Annotated in this window: 20 protein-coding genes; 14 read left to right on the top strand and 6 right to left on the bottom strand. The window is 65.7% G+C overall.

Features of this window, described 5'->3' with window-relative positions; translation table 11 throughout:
* Positions 1-115: 115 nt before the first annotated feature.
* The 3 genes from AUL38_RS09235 to AUL38_RS09230 all read left to right on the top strand — a co-directional run bounded on the left by AUL38_RS09235 (position 116) and on the right by AUL38_RS09230 (position 2,318).
* Entirely contained in the window at positions 116-643 is a 528-nt protein-coding gene (locus AUL38_RS09235) for a hypothetical protein (RefSeq protein WP_059061365.1), read from the top strand.
* On the top strand, positions 644-808 hold the full coding sequence (locus AUL38_RS17385) for a hypothetical protein (protein ID WP_161937428.1): 165 nt from the start codon (positions 644-646) through the stop codon (positions 806-808).
* A gap of 70 nt (positions 809-878) precedes the next feature.
* Positions 879-2,318, top strand: a complete 1,440-nt coding sequence (locus AUL38_RS09230) for an HNH endonuclease signature motif containing protein (RefSeq protein WP_059061363.1) — start codon at positions 879-881, stop codon at positions 2,316-2,318.
* Between the two features lie 134 nt (positions 2,319-2,452).
* Here AUL38_RS09230 and AUL38_RS09225 read toward each other — a convergent pair whose 3' ends face one another.
* From AUL38_RS09225 to pepN, 3 genes are read right to left on the bottom strand one after another with little or no spacing between them, the layout of a single operon-like run.
* Entirely contained in the window at positions 2,453-2,953 is a 501-nt protein-coding gene (locus AUL38_RS09225; protein ID WP_153006539.1) for a globin, read from the bottom strand.
* Positions 2,950-3,876, bottom strand: a complete 927-nt coding sequence (locus AUL38_RS09220; protein WP_059061362.1) for a mechanosensitive ion channel family protein — start codon at positions 3,874-3,876, stop codon at positions 2,950-2,952. Before AUL38_RS09220 ends, AUL38_RS09225 begins: the two co-directional genes overlap by 4 nt.
* Positions 3,876-6,461, bottom strand: a complete 2,586-nt coding sequence (gene pepN / locus AUL38_RS09215) for an aminopeptidase N (protein ID WP_059061360.1) — start codon at positions 6,459-6,461, stop codon at positions 3,876-3,878. Before pepN ends, AUL38_RS09220 begins: the two co-directional genes overlap by 1 nt.
* 103 nt (positions 6,462-6,564) lie before the next feature.
* On the opposite strand from pepN, the gene AUL38_RS09210 reads away from it, so the two are divergent.
* Positions 6,565-7,524 carry an aldo/keto reductase gene (locus AUL38_RS09210; RefSeq protein ID WP_059061357.1) on the top strand — a complete coding sequence of 320 codons (960 nt, stop codon included), beginning with the start codon at positions 6,565-6,567 and terminating at the stop codon, positions 7,522-7,524.
* A gap of 327 nt (positions 7,525-7,851) precedes the next feature.
* On the opposite strand, the gene AUL38_RS09205 is transcribed toward AUL38_RS09210, so the two are convergent.
* The gene (locus AUL38_RS09205; protein ID WP_059061355.1) at positions 7,852-8,526 is read right to left on the bottom strand and encodes a DedA family protein; all 675 of its coding nucleotides are present in this window, start codon (positions 8,524-8,526) and stop codon (positions 7,852-7,854) included.
* A gap of 52 nt (positions 8,527-8,578) precedes the next feature.
* Between AUL38_RS09205 and AUL38_RS09200 the strand changes: the two genes are divergently transcribed.
* The 3 genes from AUL38_RS09200 to AUL38_RS09190 are packed head-to-tail and all read left to right on the top strand — an operon-like array spanning position 8,579 to position 10,756.
* The gene (locus AUL38_RS09200; RefSeq protein WP_059061353.1) at positions 8,579-9,199 is read left to right on the top strand and encodes a DsbA family protein; all 621 of its coding nucleotides are present in this window, start codon (positions 8,579-8,581) and stop codon (positions 9,197-9,199) included.
* Positions 9,200-9,209: 10 nt separating this feature from the next.
* Positions 9,210-9,701, top strand: a complete 492-nt coding sequence (locus AUL38_RS09195) for a ribose-5-phosphate isomerase (RefSeq protein WP_059061351.1) — start codon at positions 9,210-9,212, stop codon at positions 9,699-9,701.
* A 2-nt stretch (positions 9,702-9,703) separates the two neighbouring features.
* Complete coding sequence (locus AUL38_RS09190) at positions 9,704-10,756, top strand: Fpg/Nei family DNA glycosylase (protein WP_059061348.1); 1,053 nt, start codon at positions 9,704-9,706, stop codon at positions 10,754-10,756.
* 39 nt (positions 10,757-10,795) lie between these two features.
* On the opposite strand, the gene AUL38_RS09185 is transcribed toward AUL38_RS09190, so the two are convergent.
* Positions 10,796-12,955 (bottom strand): ATP-dependent DNA helicase RecQ, encoded by a 2,160-nt coding sequence (locus AUL38_RS09185; protein WP_059061346.1) that lies wholly within the window; start codon positions 12,953-12,955, stop codon positions 10,796-10,798.
* Between the two features lie 7 nt (positions 12,956-12,962).
* Here AUL38_RS09185 and AUL38_RS17890 point away from each other — a divergent pair, with 7 nt between their 5' ends.
* A complete protein-coding gene (locus AUL38_RS17890; protein WP_083506745.1) occupies positions 12,963-13,121 on the top strand; it encodes a pentapeptide repeat-containing protein in 159 nt (52 codons plus the stop codon).
* 279 nt (positions 13,122-13,400) lie between these two features.
* Here the strand turns inward: AUL38_RS17890 and AUL38_RS09180 are convergent, their stop codons facing one another.
* Positions 13,401-13,682 carry a hypothetical protein gene (locus AUL38_RS09180; RefSeq protein WP_059061344.1) on the bottom strand — a complete coding sequence of 94 codons (282 nt, stop codon included), beginning with the start codon at positions 13,680-13,682 and terminating at the stop codon, positions 13,401-13,403.
* Between the two features lie 323 nt (positions 13,683-14,005).
* Between AUL38_RS09180 and rplS the strand changes: the two genes are divergently transcribed.
* The 6 genes from rplS (at position 14,006) to rdgB (ending at position 18,186) form a co-directional block, all read left to right on the top strand.
* Positions 14,006-14,353: a 50S ribosomal protein L19 gene (rplS, locus tag AUL38_RS09175; RefSeq protein WP_059061342.1), complete on the top strand. Its 348-nt coding sequence runs from the start codon at positions 14,006-14,008 to the stop codon at positions 14,351-14,353.
* A gap of 174 nt (positions 14,354-14,527) precedes the next feature.
* On the top strand, positions 14,528-15,232 hold the full coding sequence (gene lepB / locus AUL38_RS09170) for a signal peptidase I (RefSeq protein WP_059061339.1): 705 nt from the start codon (positions 14,528-14,530) through the stop codon (positions 15,230-15,232).
* Positions 15,222-15,875 (top strand): ribonuclease HII, encoded by a 654-nt coding sequence (locus tag AUL38_RS09165; RefSeq protein ID WP_235590672.1) that lies wholly within the window; start codon positions 15,222-15,224, stop codon positions 15,873-15,875. Before lepB ends, AUL38_RS09165 begins: the two co-directional genes overlap by 11 nt.
* Before the next feature lie 54 nt (positions 15,876-15,929).
* Positions 15,930-16,796, top strand: a complete 867-nt coding sequence (gene murI, locus AUL38_RS09160; protein ID WP_083506744.1) for a glutamate racemase — start codon at positions 15,930-15,932, stop codon at positions 16,794-16,796.
* Positions 16,793-17,527 carry a ribonuclease PH gene (gene rph / locus AUL38_RS09155; protein ID WP_059061336.1) on the top strand — a complete coding sequence of 245 codons (735 nt, stop codon included), beginning with the start codon at positions 16,793-16,795 and terminating at the stop codon, positions 17,525-17,527. The genes murI and rph overlap by 4 nt, the downstream gene beginning before the upstream one ends.
* Before the next feature lie 62 nt (positions 17,528-17,589).
* Complete coding sequence (gene rdgB / locus AUL38_RS09150; protein ID WP_059061334.1) at positions 17,590-18,186, top strand: RdgB/HAM1 family non-canonical purine NTP pyrophosphatase; 597 nt, start codon at positions 17,590-17,592, stop codon at positions 18,184-18,186.
* Positions 18,187-18,295: the final 109 nt, after the last annotated feature.

Raw genomic sequence — 18,295 nt, 5'->3', positions numbered from 1 at the left:
GGGATGCTGCGGCAATATGCAACACACTGACCATCGGGCGGGCACTGTATTGCTCTGGCCGCGTATCCCTACTGGCGGTCGCGCTATTTTGCCAAGCTCGCGCAACCCATTCGCTATGGTTCTCGGGTTGTGTGTTGTGCCGGCCATTGGCTTCACGATCTCGGCGATTGACACCCGTCTCGGGTTTCAGTTGTTGATGGCCAGCCTCAGCGTGATGATGCTCGTGTTGATCATCGCGTTGCTGCTGCGCGTACGGGGCCTCCGACCGGGCGCCATTCGTATCGTCACGGTGGGGGAGCTGCGGTTTCTGCCGTCGCGAGGCCACCGTGTCGGCGGTATTGCCGTGCCGGTGGCGATGCTGCTCCCCGTGATTATCCTGGGGGTGGTTGCCGTCTGTGATTTGCCGACGCAGGCGAGCTCCTCGAGGCTTTTGGCGCTGCTCCCTATTGTGTTACTGGGGACCTCGATCGGTTCGCTCGCCATGGCCGTATGGTCAATGCGGATCCCGCTCGGTCTGCGCGTCGGCGCCACGGGCCTCGCTGGAGTGCGAGGCAGCCGCGTCACAAACGTCACCTGGGACGAGCTTGAAAGGGTGGCGCCGCTTGGCGCGTATGGGTCCAAACTGGTCGTAACGACGCGTTAGATGGGTTCTATTGTGCTCGATGCGCATCACCTGGGGTCGGATCCCGCAATCGTTGCGGATGTCATCGAGCTCTACCGGAAACGACCCGGTGAACGGAAGCGTCTTGCTGACGGGGTCGGCGCTATTTCGGCCGTCGAAGTCGCAAGACGAGGCGGGGAAAAATAATTATGAAAAACGTTCCTATTGGACTACGCCTGAGGTCGTAAATGTCGGAGGTCCATGTTTGAATTCGGGTATGACCTCTTCACTTCAGATTCGCACACAGGCCATCGATGGCCTTGAAGAAGTCGCGCGCGAACTTCGTGCAGTGGAGGCGAAACGCTTCGATTTACTAGCCCGCGGGTATCGAGCTATCCCATCCGGGGAGATGTCGCTGCGCTCCTACCGGGCGGAGGCAGCGCTCGCGCTTGGAGTGACTGAGCGCCGAGTCGATACGATGCTGGGGCTCGCCGCGATGCTGTCGTCCGATTACCATGACACCGCGTCGCTGCTGCGCGCAGGGCAAATTGACGTGGCGCACGCGGAGATCATTACCACCGCGGGGCTCGTCATCACCAATGTGGTGGCCACGGGCGTCGACGAAGCTGCGCGAGCCGCTGATGCAGAGAAGGTGATTCTCGCCGCTGCACGGCGGAAAGAGTACGAGCACGCAGTCCTGGTCTACGCGCTCGAAGAGACGCCAAACAGGTTGCGGCCGATCGCCAAACGGCTCGCCGAGCAGTGGGCGGTCGAATCCATTGAGGCCCGGCAAGCTGCAGAGACCGTGCACCGTCGCGTCTCCGTCGTCGAGATGTCCGACGGTATGGCCGAACTTCGCGTGTACATGCCGGCGCTTCAGGCCTACGGTCTACACGACCACCTCACGCGCATCGCAAAGGCAGTGAAACGGAAGACTGTTCCCGCGCCAACGCTCCTCTTTCCGCCCCGCGGGGTACTGGCAGCAAACTCGCCGGATGACGCGGCGGACGCCGAAGACACGCGAGGTCTCGATGAGATTCGAGTCGACGCGCTCCATGACCTGCTGGCGCGCGACCCCTTCGACACTGCCGAGACGGCGCCTCGCCCCACTGGAGTCGAGCTCCAGGGGCGCGTTCAGCTGGTCGTCACCGCAGAAGGGCTCGACGAACTCCTCGCGAAGCACGGCGGTACCGTCGCCCGAGACACGGCAGCCCCGACGGATGGCGCGGTCAAGTGCGAACTTCAGGGGTATGGGCCAGTCAGCATCGACGCCGCGCGGCCACTCATCGCATCGCGGCAGCTGTGGGACCTGATCACTGTGTGCTCCCACACCGGAGAGGTCATCAGAACTGACGGGTATCGACCGGTCAAACCCCAAGAACGGTTCTTGGTCGCCCGCGACGGTCACTGTCGATTCCCCGGATGCATCGCTCCGACATACCGGTCAGAAATAGATCACACCATTGATGCGGCTCTCGGCGGGCCCACAGCCACCGACAATCTTGCGCATCTGTGCCTCAAACACCACATCCTGAAAGGGAACTCGGACTGGAAAGTCGAACAGGGTGAAGGTGGGGTCCTTGTGTGGACGTCGCCAACCGGCAAGACCCACGTTGATCGGCCGCCCGACAGGCTCCCCGAACACCGAATGAAGTCGGCATCGCAACGAAGCCCGGTCCGCTTCGAACCCGCAGACGACGGAGAACACCCGTTCTGAACGAGCGGAATGACCCTGGCGGAGTGCCCTGGCGGAATGACCCCGGCGGAATGCCCCCGCACGAGCGACCTTGCCAAGCCGAGTGGTTTCGACCGAGCTCAACCACGGGGCGAGGCCGCGTGACCGTCACAGCCCTATTCGAAGCGGTTGACGAGCGCGAGCGCCGCGCGCTCAATGTAGTCCCGGAACGCCGCGTCGTGCATCGGCGGCAGCTCGACCTCATCGAGGGCGGCGTGCATGTGCTTCAGCCAACGCTCTTTCGCGTCGGGCGTGACGGGGAACGCGTTGTGTCGCATGCGCAGCCGCGGGTGACCGCGCTCCTCCTGGTACGCAGACGGGCCGCCCCAGTACTGCTCGAGGAACGCCCGGATACGCCAGGTCGCGCCCTCCCAGTCATCCTGCGGGTACATGGGTGCGAGCACCTCGTCCTCGCGCACGCCACGGTAGAACGCAACAGCGATCTTCTCAAAGGTTTCGGTGCCACCGACCTGCGACCACACGGTGTCGGTCACGGCGTGGCCGGTCTCGCCGCTGCGCAGCGTGAGCCGCGGGGCCGGGGGAGTCGCCCCGCCAGTCGTATCTGGGACAGCACTGCCGGTGCCGTCGCTCGATGCGGATCGCTGATCGTTGGTCATACTTCTCCCTTGGGCAGGCGGGGGAGCTCGTCGGAGAGGCGGATGCCTTCCTCCGCAAACCGCTTGCGCAGCTCAGCTCGGATGCCCCGCTGCACCTCCCATTGTGCCTCGGGCCGCGTGCGAATAGCGAGCCGGAGCGTTGCGCGGTCACCGAACACGCTCTCAAGGCCAAGGAGTTCGGGCTCACCGGTGACCTTCCGCGCGAGCTTCTCTGTCGTGAGGAGGCTCCTCGCAGCGTCGAGCGCAATGTCGGACACATGGGTGAGATCCTGGTTCGCGTCGACCGTGAAGTCCACGAGTGCGCGGCCCCACCCCTGCGAGGAATTGCCGAGGGTGAGGATCTCACCGTTGCGAATGAACCACAGTGTGCCGTCGAGGGCGCGCACCTGGGTGACGCGGATCCCGACGTTTTCAACGGTGCCAGTGATCTGGTCCACGGTAATGAGGTCACCGACGCCGAGCTGGTCTTCGAAGACCATGAAGATGCCGTTGAGAACGTCCTTCACAATGTTCTGTGCCCCGAAGGCGAGGCCGGCCGCGACGATGCCTGCGGAGGTGAGTACCGCGCCGAGGTTGACCTCAAGGATGCTGAGGATCAGGAAGATCGCGACGACGGAGACGGTCCACGTGACGACCGCACGCCCGACCGAGCCGAGCGTCCGGGTGCGCTGCACTGCACGCGCGTGGATGTACGGGGCGGCCCGCATCTCAGAGGTCGTATCGACGTTCTGCGAGCGCTTTACGCCCCGGACGATCTGCGCGACAGTCCGGTTGAGGAGCTTGAGTAGCAGCCAGTTCGCGATGATCGCAATGACGACCACTGCGATGATCCACAGCGGTTTTTCCCACGCAAGGAGGAAGTCAACGAAGGCCGAACCTACGGCCTCCGTGACCTCCTCCGTGGTGGTTCCCAGGTGAAACATTAGACGCTCGCGTCAGCCGCCTGCGCCACGAGGGCGCGCTCGACACCGGCGAGGTGCTCAACGATCATGCGACGCAGCGCAGCAGGCGCGTCAGCGTTCGCGTCGAGCCACGCAGCAGTCGCCGCGCGGAGCTCTTCGTTCGCGAGCGGCGAAGCGTAGAAGCCGTCGATGAGCTCTTCAGCAATCGCGTAGCTACGCGACTCCCACACGGGGAGCAGCTCAGCGAAGAAACGATCCACGTAGGGCACGAGCAGCGAGCGATCCTGAGCGCGGAGGAAACCGAGCCCGGTCGCACGCACGATCGCGTTCGGTTTGCCAGCCTCGTCCCAGACCGATGCCCAAGCAGCAGCCTTATCTGCGGCGGTCGGAAGCGCGGCGCGAGCGTGCGCTGCAGACTGGTTGCCGGTCGCGGTGCGGTCGTTGGCGAGCGCCGCATCGATCTCCTCGGCGGTGGCGCGACCGCCAGCGGCGAGCGAGATGAGCAGCTCCCAACCGAGGTCGGTGTCGATGTCGAGACCGGAGAGCGGAGTGCGCTCTTCGAGCAAAGCGAGCACCTGGTCGAGCTGCGCGTCGGTGCTCGCGAGGCCAGCAAACGACTTCACGAACTGGAACTGGTTGTCAGACCCGGCTTCGGCAGCGAGCGCGAGCTGCCACAGCGCGTCAGCGACCTTCGCGAGCGTCGCCTCGCGCTTCGCCGGGGCGACGTAGCTCGAAGCCGAGAGCACGACCTGCTGGATCACGGTGCGCAGCACGGTCGAGTTCGTCTCGCCGGCGACGTGCGCGAGCACGATGTCGACGAAGCGGCTCGCGGGGAACTCGCCGTCGCGGGTGGCGTCCCAGAGGGATCCCCACACGAGCGAGCGAGCGAGCGAATCCTCAATCGAACCGAGCTTCTCACCCACGGTCGCAAGCGAGCGCTCGTCGAAGCGGATCTTCGCGTAGGACAGATCCTCATCGTTCAGGATGAGCAGCGCGGGCTGCTGCACGCCAACGAGCTCAGCGACCTCGGTTGAAGGTCCATCGACATCGAGCTCGAGGCGCTGCGTGCGCACGAGCTTGCCGTCCTGCTCTTCGTACAGGCCCACCGCGATGCGGTGCGGGCGGATCGTCGGGTACTCGGCGATCGCGGTCTGCGTGATCGCGAACGACGCGTAGTTCCCTGCCTCGTCGAGCGTGAACTCGGGGCGGAGCGTGTTGACGCCCGCGGTCTCGAGCCACTTCTTGGACCAGTCGCTCAAGTCGCGGCCGCTGCGCGCCTCAAGCTCGACCATGAGATCGGGCAGCTCGGTGTTCGTGTACTCATGCTTCGTGAAGTAGTCGTGCACGCCGGCCATGAAAGGCTCGCGGCCGACCCAGGCCACGAGCTGCTTGAGCACCGACGCGCCCTTCGCGTAGGTGATGCCGTCGAAGTTGACGAGCACGTCTTCGAGGTCGCGGATCTCTGCGACGATCGGGTGCGTCGACGGGAGCTGATCCTGCCGGTGCGCCCACGACTTCTCGCTGCCGACGAACGTCGTCCAGCTGCCGGTCCACTCGGTCGCCTCAGCGGTCGCGAGTACGGACATGTACTCGGCGAAGGACTCGTTGAGCCACAGGTCGTTCCACCAGCGCATCGTGACGAGGTCGCCGAACCACATGTGGGCGAGCTCGTGCAGGATCGTGACGACGCGACGCTCACGCATCGCGTCGGTGACCTGGCTGCGGAAGACGTATGCCTCGGTGAAGGTGACCGCGCCGATGTTCTCCATCGCGCCCATGTTGTACTCGGGGACGAAGAGCTGGTCGTACTTGTCGAACGGGTACGGGTAGTTGAACTCGGACTCGAAGAAGGCGAAGCCCTCGCGGGTCTTGTCGAAGATGTACTCGGCGTCGAGGTGCGGCGCGAGCGACTCGCGGCAGAAGACGCCGAGGGGGATCACGCGGCCGTCGGTGCTCGTGAGCTCGCCGCGGACCTCGTGGTACGGGCCGGCGATGAGCGCGGTGATGTAGCTCGACATGATCGGCGTCTTGCCGAAGGTCCAGGTCGCGATGTCCTGCTCGGCCCAGTCGGGTCCCTGGGCTGCGGCTTTCGTGCCGGCCGGGGTGGGCTCGGGGGTGGGCTGGTTCGAGATGACCTTCCAGCGCGCGGGCGCGGTGACCGTGAACTGGAACGTCGCCTTGAGGTCGGGCTGCTCGAACACGGGGAACATGCGGCGCGAGTCAGGCACCTCGAACTGCGAGTACAGGTAGACCTCGCCGTCAGCGGGATCCTCGAAGCGGTGCAGGCCCTCGCCGGTGTTCATGTAGCGCATCGTCGAGCGGATCCGGAGCGTGTTCTCGGCGGCGAGACCCGGGATCTGGATCCGTGAATCTGCAAAGAGTTCGGCAGGGTTGAGCTCGGCACCGTTGAGCTCGATGGACTCGACCGAGTCAGCAATGACATCGATGAATGTCGAAGCGCCGGCGGTGGCGTCGAAGCGGACGGTAGTGTCCGCAGCAAAGGTCTCGGGGCCTGTGGTGAGATCCAAAGCGATCTCGTAGCTGTGGCTCGTGACGATGCTGGCCCGCTCCTGGGCTTCGACGCGGGTGAGGTTAGTTCCTGGCACGGTACTCCTTGTGAGAGGTGACAACAATCAGTTATGGGATAAGCCTATGCCCGCGGACTGTTTCCGGGCTGACGAAATAGCTGGAGGCTAATAGGGTGAGGCTATGACGTGCGCACTCGGATCCTCAGACATTCTCGTTTCCGCAACCGGCCTGGGCTGCAATAACTTTGGCAGGCCGGGCTCCGCCACCGAGCACCAGGCGGGCACCGACGCCGTGATCCACGCCGCGATCGACGCCGGAATCACTCTCTTCGACACCGCCGACCTCTACGGCTACTCGTTCGGTCGTAGCGAAGAGATGATGGGGGAGGCGCTCGCCGGGCGCCGCGACGAGATCGTGCTCGCCACCCAGTTCGGCTACCCCGATTCGGGCGCGCCATACGCGGGTGCGCGCGGCTCGCGCGAGTTCATTCGCGCCTCGATCGAGGGCTCGCTCGGCCGGCTCAAGACCGACCGTGTGGATCTTTACCAGATGCACATGCCCGACGAGACGACGCCGATCGCCGAGACGCTTGACGCCCTCGACGAGCTCGTGCGCGAGGGGAAAGTGCGCGCAATCGGGCACTCAAACTTCTCGGCTGAGCAGATGCATGAGGCCGCCCGCGTTGCTGCAGAACTCGGCGTCACACCGTTCGTAAGCGCGCAGAATGAGCTCAGCCTCATCAACCGCGAGAGCGACGTCTCAGTGACGCCCGCCGCGCGCGAGCTCGGGCTTGGCCTGCTGCCGTTCTTCCCGCTCGCCAATGGCCTGCTTACCGGCAAGTTCACGCGCGATCACTTCCCGGCCGACTCCCGCATCATGCGACAGCGCGCGCACGTCGCCGAGGGTGCGAACTGGGACGCGCTCGATGCCTACCGCGCGCTCTGCGACGCCTGGGGCGTCACGATGCTCGAGGCGACCTTCGGCTGGATGCTCACGCACGAGCCCATCTCAAGCGTGATCGCTGGGGCGACGACCCCGGAGCAGGTGCGGCAGAACGCTGCCGCCGGTTCGGCGTTCGTGCCGACCCCCGAGCAGCGCGCCCAGATCGAGGAGCTGTTCCCGGTCCCCGCCCAGCCCTGATCCACCCGCCCGTCGCTCTTCGCGGGTGACCGTGCAGAGCTCAGGGCTCAAAGCTCAGCGCTCAGAGCTCAGCGCTTACGGGCGTTCGCCGGCGCCGCTCGTCACTGCGCGGTGACAGCGAAGGGCCCGGGCAGGCCATCCTCAGCGACCCGAGTTTTCCAATCTGAGGGTTATTCGGGGTGTGAAAGACTCATGCTCACGCAAACGGGGCAGTAAGGAATGCTGGGCGGAGCGGTGCTGAACGCCCTGCTGCCGAGCACGGAGCAGCGCTGCCGAGCCGAGCCGAGCCGAGCCGAGCCGAGCCGAGCCGTGGCGGCAAGCAGCGCGCTACCGCGAAGCCTGGCGCTCAGCCAGCTGCGCACGGAACGCTGCCATCCGCCGCATCTGCACGCGTCGGCCGATCCGCTTTGAAATGAACTCGACGGCGAGGCCAATCACGAACGCCGTGACGAGGCCAAGAAGGAGTGCGAGGATCGGGTGGCTGCCGAAAACATTGCCGAATATCGCCCCGATCGCGATTGAGTACGCGGCCCAGAACACCGCGGCGAAGCCAGCGGCGATGCTGAACTTCCAAGCGGGATAGCGTGTGGTGCCGGCAGCGAGGTTGACCGCGGTACGGCCGACGGGAATGAAGCGTCCGGTCATGATGAGGATCGGCCCGCTGCGCCGAATCGCCCGCCTCGCCCACGCTAGCGTGCGCTGCGTCCGTTTGCCGCGCAACCACTTCGGGTTCCGCGCGCCGAGCCTGCGGCCAATCCAGTAGACCATCTGATCTCCGGTGAACGCACCGACCGCTGCGATCGCGCCGAGCAGCCACAGGGTGTTCGGGTGATCTGTCACCACCACTGTGGCGATCGCTATGATGACCGATTCCGAGGGGACCGGCGGGAAGATCGCGTCGATGATGCAGAGCGCCAGCACCACGAGAAGCACCCATGGCGACTCCACGGTTGCGAGCGCGAACGTCTCAATTGCGTTCGGTACCCCATCCCACGCGCTCAAGCGGATCCCCTCGGCCGATTTGCTCTGTCACCAAACAGCCTAGAATCAGGACATGGGAAACACGCCGAACGTTGAATTCTATTTCGATCCGATCTGCCCCTGGTGCTGGATGACCAGCCGGTGGGCGCAGGAAGTCTCAGAGGCCCGCGGCTTCGACATCGTGTGGCATCCGATCAGCCTGAAGGTCATCAACGAGGGCAACACCGACGAAGAATACGTCCAGCACCTCGAGGCCGGGCACCGATTCGGTCGTGTCGTTGAGGCAGCGCGCGTTGCGGTAGGCGGGGGATCGGCGGGCGACGCCGTCGTCGGCAAGCTCTACGCCGAGATCGGCACGCGCGTGCACCCGGGGGAGCGCGACGACATCGATGCGATCCTTACAGAGGCGCTCGAAGCCGTCGGCCTCGACTCGGCGCTCGCAGCAACGGCCGACACGGAGGCCAGCGACGAGCAGCTCACTGCGAACACGAAGCACGCGCTCGACATCGCCGGCCCCGACGTTGGGGTTCCGATCATCTCGATCAACGGCGTCGCGTTCTTCGGCCCCGTCGTGACCCCCGCGCCGACCGGCGAGATGGCGCTGCGGCTCTGGGACGGCATCGCGGCTGCAGCCTCCGTGCCCGGCTTCTACGAGCTCAAGCGTGGGCGCACCGTCGGCCCACAGTTTGGCTAGGCTTAAGATCATGCGTATTCACGTTGCCACCGACCATGCCGGCCTCGAGTTCAGCCAGCAGCTGCAGCAGCATCTGCGCGACCGCGGATTCGAGGTGATCGACCACGGGCCTGCCGAGTATGACGCGCTCGATGATTACCCCTCGTTCTGCATCAACGCCGCCCTCGGCGTGGCGCGCGACGAGCGCGACGGCGTCGAAGCGCTCGGCGTCGTGTTCGGTGGATCGGGCAATGGAGAGCAGATGGCCGCGAACAAGGTGAAGGGAATCCGCGCCGCACTCGTCTGGAACGAGTCGACCGCGACCCTCGCCCGCGAGCACAACAACGCGAACGTCATCTCGATCGGTGCACGTCAGCACGAGGTCGCCGACGCGGTGAAGTTCATTGACCTGTTCATCGACACGCCGTTCCCTGGCGATGAGCGTCACGTGCGCCGTATCGCTCAGCTCGGCGAGTTCGAGCAGACCGGCGCGATTGCCGGCAAGCAGGTCGACGCGCTCTAGCCATGCCAGAGGGTCATTCCGTACACCGCATCGCGCGGCAGTTCGCCGCGAACTTTGTGGGCACGGCACCGGAGGTGTCGAGCCCACAGGGTCGCTTCGTCGAGGGCGCGGCCGAGATCGACGGCCGCAAGATGCTCGATGCACGCGCAGTGGGCAAGCAGATGTTCCTCGAATTCGAGGGAGATCGGTGGTTGCGGATCCACCTCGGAATCTACGGAGCCTGGGACTTCTCTGGCGAGGTGCAGATCGACCCGTCGATTCAGATCCACGGCCAGACGCCCGGGCACTCGAAGCTGGGTCAGACCGGGGAACACGTCGGCAGCGGTACGAAGGGGAGCGACGCTGCAGCCGCTGGCCTGACGTCAGCTGCCGCGCTCGACGCGCCCGTTGACAGCCTCGGCGAGGACTCGATCACCTCGATCGGCGCCCCGCGGCGCACGCGCGTGCGCATGGCTGAGTCGGACAAGGAAGGCGACTTCCTCGAGTCGTTCCCGCCCGAGCCTGTGGGTGCGGTGCGCGTGCGGCTGCTCAACGAGACGGTCTGCGCGGATCTGCGCGGTCCGACCGCGTGCGAGGTACTTACGCCGGCCGAGGTGAACCGGGTGATCCAGCGTCTCGGGCCCGACCCGGCGAACGCTGACAACGCCGTCGAGCGCGAGCGCTTCGTCGAGCGCGCCGGGAAGAAGAAGTCGGCAATCGGCCTCGTGCTCATGGACCAGTCCGTCGTCGCCGGCATCGGCAACGTCTACCGGGCCGAGATGCTGTTCCGTGCTGAGCTCGACCCGCACACCCCCGCGAACACGCTCGATCGCACCGTGCTCGAGGAGCTGTGGGACGACTGGGCGCACCTGCTCGAGATCGGCATTACGGTCGGGCAGATGATCACGATCGACGGGCTCGTCGGTGCGGCGTACCAGAAGGCGCTCGTCGACCGCGACGAGCGGCACTGGGTCTACAAGCTCGAGGGCACGCCCTGCAAGCGCTGCGGCGTGAATATCAAGCTCGAGGAGATGGGCAACCGCAAACTGTACTGGTGCCCGGGCTGCCAGACGTAGGTCACGCTTTCCGCACTCCTGTACCGGCGGGCTGTTGACCTACCCGACCGAGGCGAGCGCAAACGGGAGCACCGCGGGAGCGCCCGCGAGCTTGAGCGTGCGCGACGCGACTGTCAGCGACCAGCGGCTGTCGACGAAGTCGTCGACCAGGAGCAGCGGGCCCGGGGCGCGGGATACCGTGGCGGCAAGCTCGGGTGAGACGCTCCACCTGTCCCACACCGAGGCGAGCCTGAACGCGCTGTTGCCACCCGGCCCAGCCGCAGGCCGCGCTAGGTCGAAGTCGAGCGTGCCGAGCAGCGGAAGTTTGCCGCGTTCTGCGATGAGCGCCGCGGTGCTAGTGATGAGCCTGGGCCTACTCAGCGAGGGCATCGCGACCACGCCGACCGGGCGTTCCTCCCACGGCCAGTCGCGCAGCGTCACGAGGATGGCGGGGATGAGCGCGGCCGGGAGATCCTGATCCTGCGCACCCGCGGCGAACAGCTCGCGGAGCGTGCCGCCCCAGCCGAGGTCAGTGAGGCGGGCGATCACGCGCCCGGTCTCGGCGCGCTCGGTGACCGTGATCCGCCCCTTCACCGGAACGCCGCGCCGGTCGGCGCCGGTCGGCCACTGCCCGCGTGGTTCGATGGGCACTCCCGACGACTCAAGCCGGCTCGATGCTTGCGCCGCCGCAGCGCCGGTCACCTCGGTCGGGTACCACGGGCCAGCGCAGACGTCGCAGCGGCCGCACGGTGTCGCCGTGGGATCGTCGAGCTCCTGCTGCAGCAGCTCCATCCGGCAGCTCGCGCCGCGCTCGTAGGCGATCATGGCCGACTGCTCCGCCTCGCGGGCCGCTGCGATCCGCTCGTAACGCTCCGTGTCGTACTGCCACGGCGCGCCGGTAGCGACCCAGCCGCCGGAGACGCGGCGCACGGCTCCGTCGACGTCGAGCACTTTGAGGAGGAGTTCGAGTTGCGTGCGGCGCAGATCCACCCGCGCTTCGAGCGCTGGCGTGGACAGCGGCGCGGAGTCCGGGGATCCGAGTGCCTCGAGCACGGCGGCCGCCCGCTCAGGATCGGGCATCGAAGCTGTGGCGAAGTAGCGCCAGATTGCGGCGTCCTCGGCGCCGGGCAGCAGCAGCACGTCGGCGTTCGCGCTGCCGCGCCCCGCGCGTCCCACCTGCTGGTAGTACGCGACGGGGGACGACGGTGCTCCGAGGTGGACGACGAAGCCGAGGTCAGGCTTGTCGAAACCCATGCCGAGGGCGCTCGTTGCGATGAGAGCCTTCACCTCGTTGTCTTTGAGGGCGTTTTCGAGGCGTTCACGCTCCTCGGTATCGGTGCGGCCCGTGTACGCGGCCGCGTTGATTCCGGCGTCGCGCAGCAGGAGTGCTGTGTCCTCGGCTGCAGACACCGTGAGCGTATAGACGATGCCGCTGCCCGGGAGATCCTTGAGATGCTCGACGAGCCACGCGAGCCGAGCCTGCGCCGACGGCAAAGTCAGGCTGCCGAGCCGCAGCGAGTCGCGTGCGAGAGAGCCGCGCAGGGTGAGCACGTCGTTGCCGAGCTGCTCCTCGACATCGGCCACCACGCGGGCGTTTGCCGTAGCGGTGGTCGCGAGCACGGGAAGCTCACGCTCGAGGCTCGCGAGCAGCGCGGCGATGCGGCGGTAGTCGGGCCGGAAGTCGTGGCCCCAGTCTGAGATACAGTGCGCCTCATCGATCACGAGCAGGCCCATGCGCGCGAGGATCCCTGGCAGCTGCTGCTCGCGGAACCGCGGGTTGTTGAGCCGCTCGGGGGACACGAGCAGCACGTCGACCTCGTCGCGGGCGAGCCGCTCCTCGATCTCGTTCCACTCCTCGGCGGTGGCCGAGTTGATGGCTGCGGCGCGCACCCCTGCGCGCTCGGCGGCGGCCACCTGGTCACGCATGAGTGCGAGCAGCGGCGACACCAGCAACGTGGGGCCCGCGCCCCGTGCGCGCAGCAGCGCGGTCGCAACGAAGTACACGGCTGACTTGCCCCAGCCCGTGCGCTGCACGACGAGCGCCCGCCGGCCCCCATCAACGAGCGCGCTGATCGCCTCGAACTGGCCCGGATGAAACTCGGCAGCCGGCGCGCCCGTGAGCTGCCGCAGCACCGCGAGAGACTGCTCGTGCGTGGAGTGCGCCGCGGTGGGATGCGCTGGGGAGAGGTGTTCAGGCGCGAGGTGCGAGTGCGTGTCCATACTCTCGATGATCGCAGAGACCTCCGACGGTGGGGCAGGTCTGGTGTGGCGCGGTGCGGTTCTGCGTGGTGCTGTGTTGCGCGGTGCTGCTCTGCGTGGTGCTGTGTTGCGCGGTGCTGCTCTGCGTGGTGCTGTGTTGCGCGGTGCTGTGCGAGTTGGCGCGTGATTGCCCGACTCTGTGGAGGCCAGAATCACCAGGCCGGACAAGCGCACCTGGGCGGCTGCGAAACCCGGCCCCCACGTCCTTGAATAGCAAGGGGAGGAAGCAAGCCCCCTGGATCGTGCTCAGAAGACATGCCCTCAGCGAAGTCAGGAGTAATCGGCAGCAAAAATGCCATGACCTCGCCGAGGTCATGGCATGTCATCGCTCCTCAGCGCTGAGATCTACACCTGCAACTGTGAAGAGCTCGCTTGGCGCGGCGCGCTGCGGATGAGCGCGTATTGGCTAGAGCACCGCGACGTCGGAGCTGCCCGAACCGAGCCACAGGAAGTAGAGGTAGCGGAGGTAGGGGGTGGCCCACTCAAGGATGGTGACGGCACCAACGATGAGTGTGCACAGTGCAAGAAGTCCTGCAATGCCCAGAGCCCAGGCCGTCAGCTTCGCCTTGGGCGAGAGCGGCGTGGGGGCCTGCGCGCGGGTCTCGTCGATGCCGAGCTGCGAGAGTTCCGCAGGATCGTGAACGGCCTGCGCGGCGGGGAAGTCTGCTGCGTTGTGAACGTTCTCCATAGAGTCAGCATAGCTGCAGGGGGTGGGAGGGGGTTGGGAAGCGCGAAGCGATGGGGGGAATGGGGTGCGGGATGGGATGCGCGGTGGGAGGGGTTGGGAAGCGCGATGGGATACGCGGGCGAAAGCGGGGAAGCAGCGAGCGCGGAGTCTGAGCGACGTGTGGAGAGAGCGGTCGACGCTCCCGCGGGTTTCTGTGACATAATAGATCCTTGTGCCACGGTGCGAATCTGCCGCGAGGGTTTCGCACTCACCGTGAATGCACGCAAATTCTTTTCAAATTTATTCCGCGTTCCGACTTGCGGCGGGCGCAGAGAGAGATCATCATGCAGAAGCTCGACCAGGTCGATGCCCCGTCACTCAAGAGTGACATTCCCGCGTTCCGCGCAGGTGACACCGTCAAGGTGCACGTGAACATCGTTGAGGGTAGCCGCTCACGTATTCAGGTGTTCCAGGGTGTCGTCATCTCGCGCCACGGCGAGGGCGTCCGCGAGACGTTCACCGTCCGCAAGATCAGCTTCCAGGTGGGCGTGGAGCGTAAGTTCCCCGTGCACTCGCCGACGATCGAGCAGATCGAGGTAGTCTCGCGCGGTGACGTTCGCCGTGCGAAGCTCTACTACCTGCGCGGTCTCACCGGCAAGAAGGCGAAGATCAAGGAGAAGCGCGACGCATAATTGCGTTGTTGCATCTAGTCCAGGCCCCCCGCCGCTTCTCAGGCAGGGGGCCTGTTCTGTCGGTACTGTTGTATTTCCGCGTGCGCTGAGCACGCCCGTGTACGTGCGCGTTGCGCACACACTGTTACCGTGCGCGCTACGCACGCGGCCTGCGAAGAAGGATGAGAGCCAAGCATGAGCGAGACCGCGGAACGACGGCGTGGAGGCCTTCTCGGTTTTATCCGGGACCTGGTCATTATCTTGGTGGTTGCGTTCCTCATCTCGTTCCTGCTCAAGACGTTCTTGGTGCGCAGCTTCTACATACCGTCGAGCTCGATGGAGCAGACCCTGCAGGTCAACGACCGGATCCTCGTGAACCAGCTCGTGCCGGACGTCGTTGATGTGAAGCGGGGCGATGTCGTGGTGTTCAAGGATCCGGGCGGATGGCTGTACCCGAAGGCGATGGCGACGACGCCAACTCCGATCGAAAAAGTACTCCAGGCGGTTGGGCTCGCAGCTGACACCACCCATGACTACGTCGTGAAGCGCGTGATCGGCGTCGGCGGTGACCGGGTCACCTGCTGCGACGCGAACGGCCGCATCATGGTGAACGGTGTGCCGCTCGACGAACCGTACATTGTGATCCCCGAGGGCAAGACTCGCTCCTCCGACATCGACTTTGACGTGACCGTTCCCGAAGGCTCCGTGTGGGTGCTCGGCGATAACCGGTACGCGAGCAAGGATTCCCGCTATAACCAGGATCAGCCGGGCAAGGGCTTCGTCTCCGAGGATGAGATCGTCGGTCGTGCGTTCCTGCTGAACTGGCCGCTCGAGCACTTCGGTTGGATGGGCCGACCCGACTCGACGTTTACCGGAGTTGATGAGGCGCGTGCCCAGTAACGTGTCGGGTGCGCCGAGTAAGGATCCGACGCTTGCGGTCGAGTTCGACTATTTCGCGCGCGGCGCGCAGGTAGTGATCGGCCTCGATGAAGTTGGGCGGGGTGCGATCGCAGGGCCGGTCGCAGTTGGAGCACAGGCCGTGCTCGCCGGCGTGACCGAGTTTCCTGCGGGGCTGCGTGATTCGAAGCTGCTCAGCGAGAAGAAGCGTGAGACGATCGCGCCGCTCGTGAACGAGTGGGGCGTTGGTGCGGTGGGCTTTGCCACCGCTGCCGAGATCGATGAGCGTGGGATCACCGCGATGCTGGGTGAGTCTGCCCGGCGCGCGTTGCTCGAGCTCCACGCGGCCGGAGTCGCGGTGGATCAAGCCCTCATCATTCTCGACGGCTCGCACGATTGGCTGAGCCCGGTGCTGCGCTCGCCCCTGAATATTGTGACGCGGGTCGGGGCGGATCGAGCCTGCGCGAGCGTCGCCGCGGCATCGGTGCGGGCCAAGGTGGCCCGCGACGCGGTGATGCGTGATGCGCATGAGACACACCCGCACTACTCCTGGGCGTCGAACAAGGGATACGGCGCGGCCGCCCACTATGCCGGTATTGCTGACCACGGGCTGACCGAGTTTCATCGGAAGACTTGGGTGAAATAACCGCACTGTTGTGCCGCAGCGGGAGCGGAAGTGTCGAGCCGGTAAGCTTGTGCTGTGAGTACACGCGCGATTTCGGCTGATGCTCCCATCGGGGTATTCGACTCGGGCGTTGGGGGGCTGACCGTTGCGCGCGCAATCCGTGATCAGCTGCCGAACGAGTCGATCCTCTACGCGGCTGACACCGCGCACACTCCGTACGGCCCGCGGCCGATCGCTGAGGTGCGCCGGCTCGCGCTTGAGATCCTTGATGGGTTGGTGGCATCGGGTGTGAAGATGCTCGTTATTGCCTGCAACACGGCCTCGGCGGCCGTGCTGCGCGATGCCTACGAGCGGTACGACGTTCCCGTTGTTGAGGTGATCGGTCCGACCGCTCGGAGCGCGCTGTCGATTACCCGAAACGGCAGGGTCGGGCTCATTGGCACGACGGCCACCATTCAGTCGGGGGCGTACACCGAGCACTTCGCGGGGAGTCCGAACGTGACGCTGTCATCGCAGGCCTGCCCGCGGTTTGTAGAGCTCGTCGAGGCGGGACAGACGAGTGGCGAGGAAACGCTGCGCGTCGCTGAAGAATACCTGCGGCCACTGATCGACGAGCAGATCGACACGCTCGTCCTCGGGTGCACGCACTACCCGTTCCTGCGCGGCGCGCTCCGCCAGGTAGTCGGGCCCGACGTCGCCCTCGTCTCCAGTGACATTGAGACTGCGAACCTCGTGTTCGAGAAGCTCACCGAACACAGTCTTTTGCGCGACCCGGCCGCGGGCCCGCCGACGATCCGCTATGAGACCACCGGTGGCGACACCGACGAGTTTGTGCGGCTCGCACGGCGCATGCTCGGCATTGGCGGGGATTCGCTCGATGCCGTAGTCAACGGACACACCCCAGCCATCGATTTGATGCACACCCCTTCGGAGGAAACATGACCGAGATCACCCGTGTTGACGGACGTACGCCGAGCCAGAAGCGCGAGGTGACGATCGAGCGCGGCTGGAGTGCGCAGGCAGAGGGCTCGGCGCTTATCTCGTTCGGGAACACGAAGGTGCTCTGCACCGCATCGTTCACCCCCGGTGTGCCTCGCTGGCTCATGGGGAAGGGCACCGGCTGGGTCACTGCGGAGTACTCGATGCTGCCGCGCTCCACGAACGAGCGGATGCAGCGCGAGTCGGTGCGCGGCAAGATCGGTGGCCGCACGCACGAGATTTCCCGCCTCATTGGGCGGAGCCTCCGCGCGATTATCGACACCAAGGCGCTCGGTGAGAACACCGTCGTGATCGACTGCGACGTGCTGCAGGCTGACGGCGGCACCCGCACCGCTTCGATCACTGGTGCCTACGTCGCGCTCGCTGACGCAGTCGAGTGGGCGCGTACGAACGGTCACATCGCGCGCAACGCGAAGCCGCTCATTGACACGGTTGCAGCGATCTCGGTCGGCATTGTCGATGGCGTGCCGCTGAGCGACCTCAACTACATCGAGGACTCGGGAGCCGAGACCGACATGAACGTCGTTGTTACCGGCGCTGGCGACTTCGTCGAGGTGCAGGGCACCGCCGAGGGCACCCCGTTCAACCGGGCCGAGCTGAATTCGCTGCTCGACCTCGCTCTCGTGAGCACCTCGGAGCTCACCGCGCTGCAGATCGCGGCGCTCGCCGAATAGTCGTCCGTTTCACACTAGAACTGGTACGTTCGGCCTCACCCGAACATCCTTTGGAGTCACTTATGACACGCACTATCGTTCTTGCATCGCACAACGCCAACAAGCTCGTTGAGCTGCGGGCTGTGCTCGAGCCGCTCATCCCGGGGATCGAGCTCATCGGCTACGACGGCCCCGAGCCCGTTGAAGACGGCCTGAGCTTCGAAGCCAATGCGCTGCTCAAGGCGCGCGCCGCGGCCGCGCACACGGGGCTTCCCGCGCTTGCGGACGACTCGGGTATCGCAGTCGAGGTACTCGGTGGGAGCCCGGGGATTTTCTCCGCGCGGTGGGGCGGGCATGCGCGCAACGACCAGGCGAGCGTGCAGCTGCTCCTTGAGCAGCTCTCCGACATTGCTGAGGAGCATCGCGGCGCCGGCTTCGTGTGTGCTGCGGCGCTTGTCACACCCGAGGGCGACGAGGTGTGCGAACTCGGCGTGTGGGCGGGATCACTGCTTACGGAGCCCATCGGCGAGAATGGGTTCGGCTACGATCCGATCTTCAAGCCGGAGGGCGAGCGCCGCTCCGCTGCCGAGATGCGGCCCGAGGAGAAGAACCTGGTGTCCCATCGCACCCGTGCGTTCACGCAGCTCGCGCCGGCAATCGCAGAACTGCTCGGCGAGTAGCTTCCCGCCGAGGCGGCGCCATCGTCAGCCTCGTCCCGCATAATTGATAGACGCGTCAGGCCTAGTGCCTGCGCACCAGATAGAACCCGCACAGAATCGCCGAGCGTTT

The sequence above is a fragment of the Leucobacter sp. G161 genome (assembly GCF_001482305.1).
Taxonomy (GTDB): Bacteria; Actinomycetota; Actinomycetes; order Actinomycetales; family Microbacteriaceae; genus Leucobacter.
Note: the sequence above shows the minus strand (reverse complement) of the source record. Positions and strands in the feature narration are given on the sequence as shown.

What these genes read in the sequence shown, in the direction of transcription:
- AUL38_RS09235 (WP_059061365.1), top strand. Translation starts at nt 116, where the DNA reads ATGGTTCTCGGGTTGTGTGTTGTGCCGGCCATTGGCTTCACGATCTCG.
- AUL38_RS17385 (WP_161937428.1), top strand. Translation starts at nt 644, where the DNA reads ATGGGTTCTATTGTGCTCGATGCGCATCACCTGGGGTCGGATCCCGCA.
- AUL38_RS09230 (WP_059061363.1), top strand. Translation starts at nt 879, where the DNA reads ATGACCTCTTCACTTCAGATTCGCACACAGGCCATCGATGGCCTTGAA.
- AUL38_RS09225 (WP_153006539.1), bottom strand. Translation starts at nt 2,953, where the DNA reads ATGACCAACGATCAGCGATCCGCATCGAGCGACGGCACCGGCAGTGCT.
- AUL38_RS09220 (WP_059061362.1), bottom strand. Translation starts at nt 3,876, where the DNA reads ATGTTTCACCTGGGAACCACCACGGAGGAGGTCACGGAGGCCGTAGGT.
- AUL38_RS09210 (WP_059061357.1), top strand. Translation starts at nt 6,565, where the DNA reads ATGACGTGCGCACTCGGATCCTCAGACATTCTCGTTTCCGCAACCGGC.
- AUL38_RS09200 (WP_059061353.1), top strand. Translation starts at nt 8,579, where the DNA reads ATGGGAAACACGCCGAACGTTGAATTCTATTTCGATCCGATCTGCCCC.
- AUL38_RS09195 (WP_059061351.1), top strand. Translation starts at nt 9,210, where the DNA reads ATGCGTATTCACGTTGCCACCGACCATGCCGGCCTCGAGTTCAGCCAG.
- AUL38_RS09190 (WP_059061348.1), top strand. Translation starts at nt 9,704, where the DNA reads ATGCCAGAGGGTCATTCCGTACACCGCATCGCGCGGCAGTTCGCCGCG.
- AUL38_RS09185 (WP_059061346.1), bottom strand. Translation starts at nt 12,955, where the DNA reads ATGGACACGCACTCGCACCTCGCGCCTGAACACCTCTCCCCAGCGCAT.
- AUL38_RS17890 (WP_083506745.1), top strand. Translation starts at nt 12,963, where the DNA reads ATGATCGCAGAGACCTCCGACGGTGGGGCAGGTCTGGTGTGGCGCGGT.
- AUL38_RS09180 (WP_059061344.1), bottom strand. Translation starts at nt 13,682, where the DNA reads ATGGAGAACGTTCACAACGCAGCAGACTTCCCCGCCGCGCAGGCCGTT.
- rplS (WP_059061342.1), top strand. Translation starts at nt 14,006, where the DNA reads ATGCAGAAGCTCGACCAGGTCGATGCCCCGTCACTCAAGAGTGACATT.
- lepB (WP_059061339.1), top strand. Translation starts at nt 14,528, where the DNA reads ATGAGCGAGACCGCGGAACGACGGCGTGGAGGCCTTCTCGGTTTTATC.
- rph (WP_059061336.1), top strand. Translation starts at nt 16,793, where the DNA reads ATGACCGAGATCACCCGTGTTGACGGACGTACGCCGAGCCAGAAGCGC.
- rdgB (WP_059061334.1), top strand. Translation starts at nt 17,590, where the DNA reads ATGACACGCACTATCGTTCTTGCATCGCACAACGCCAACAAGCTCGTT.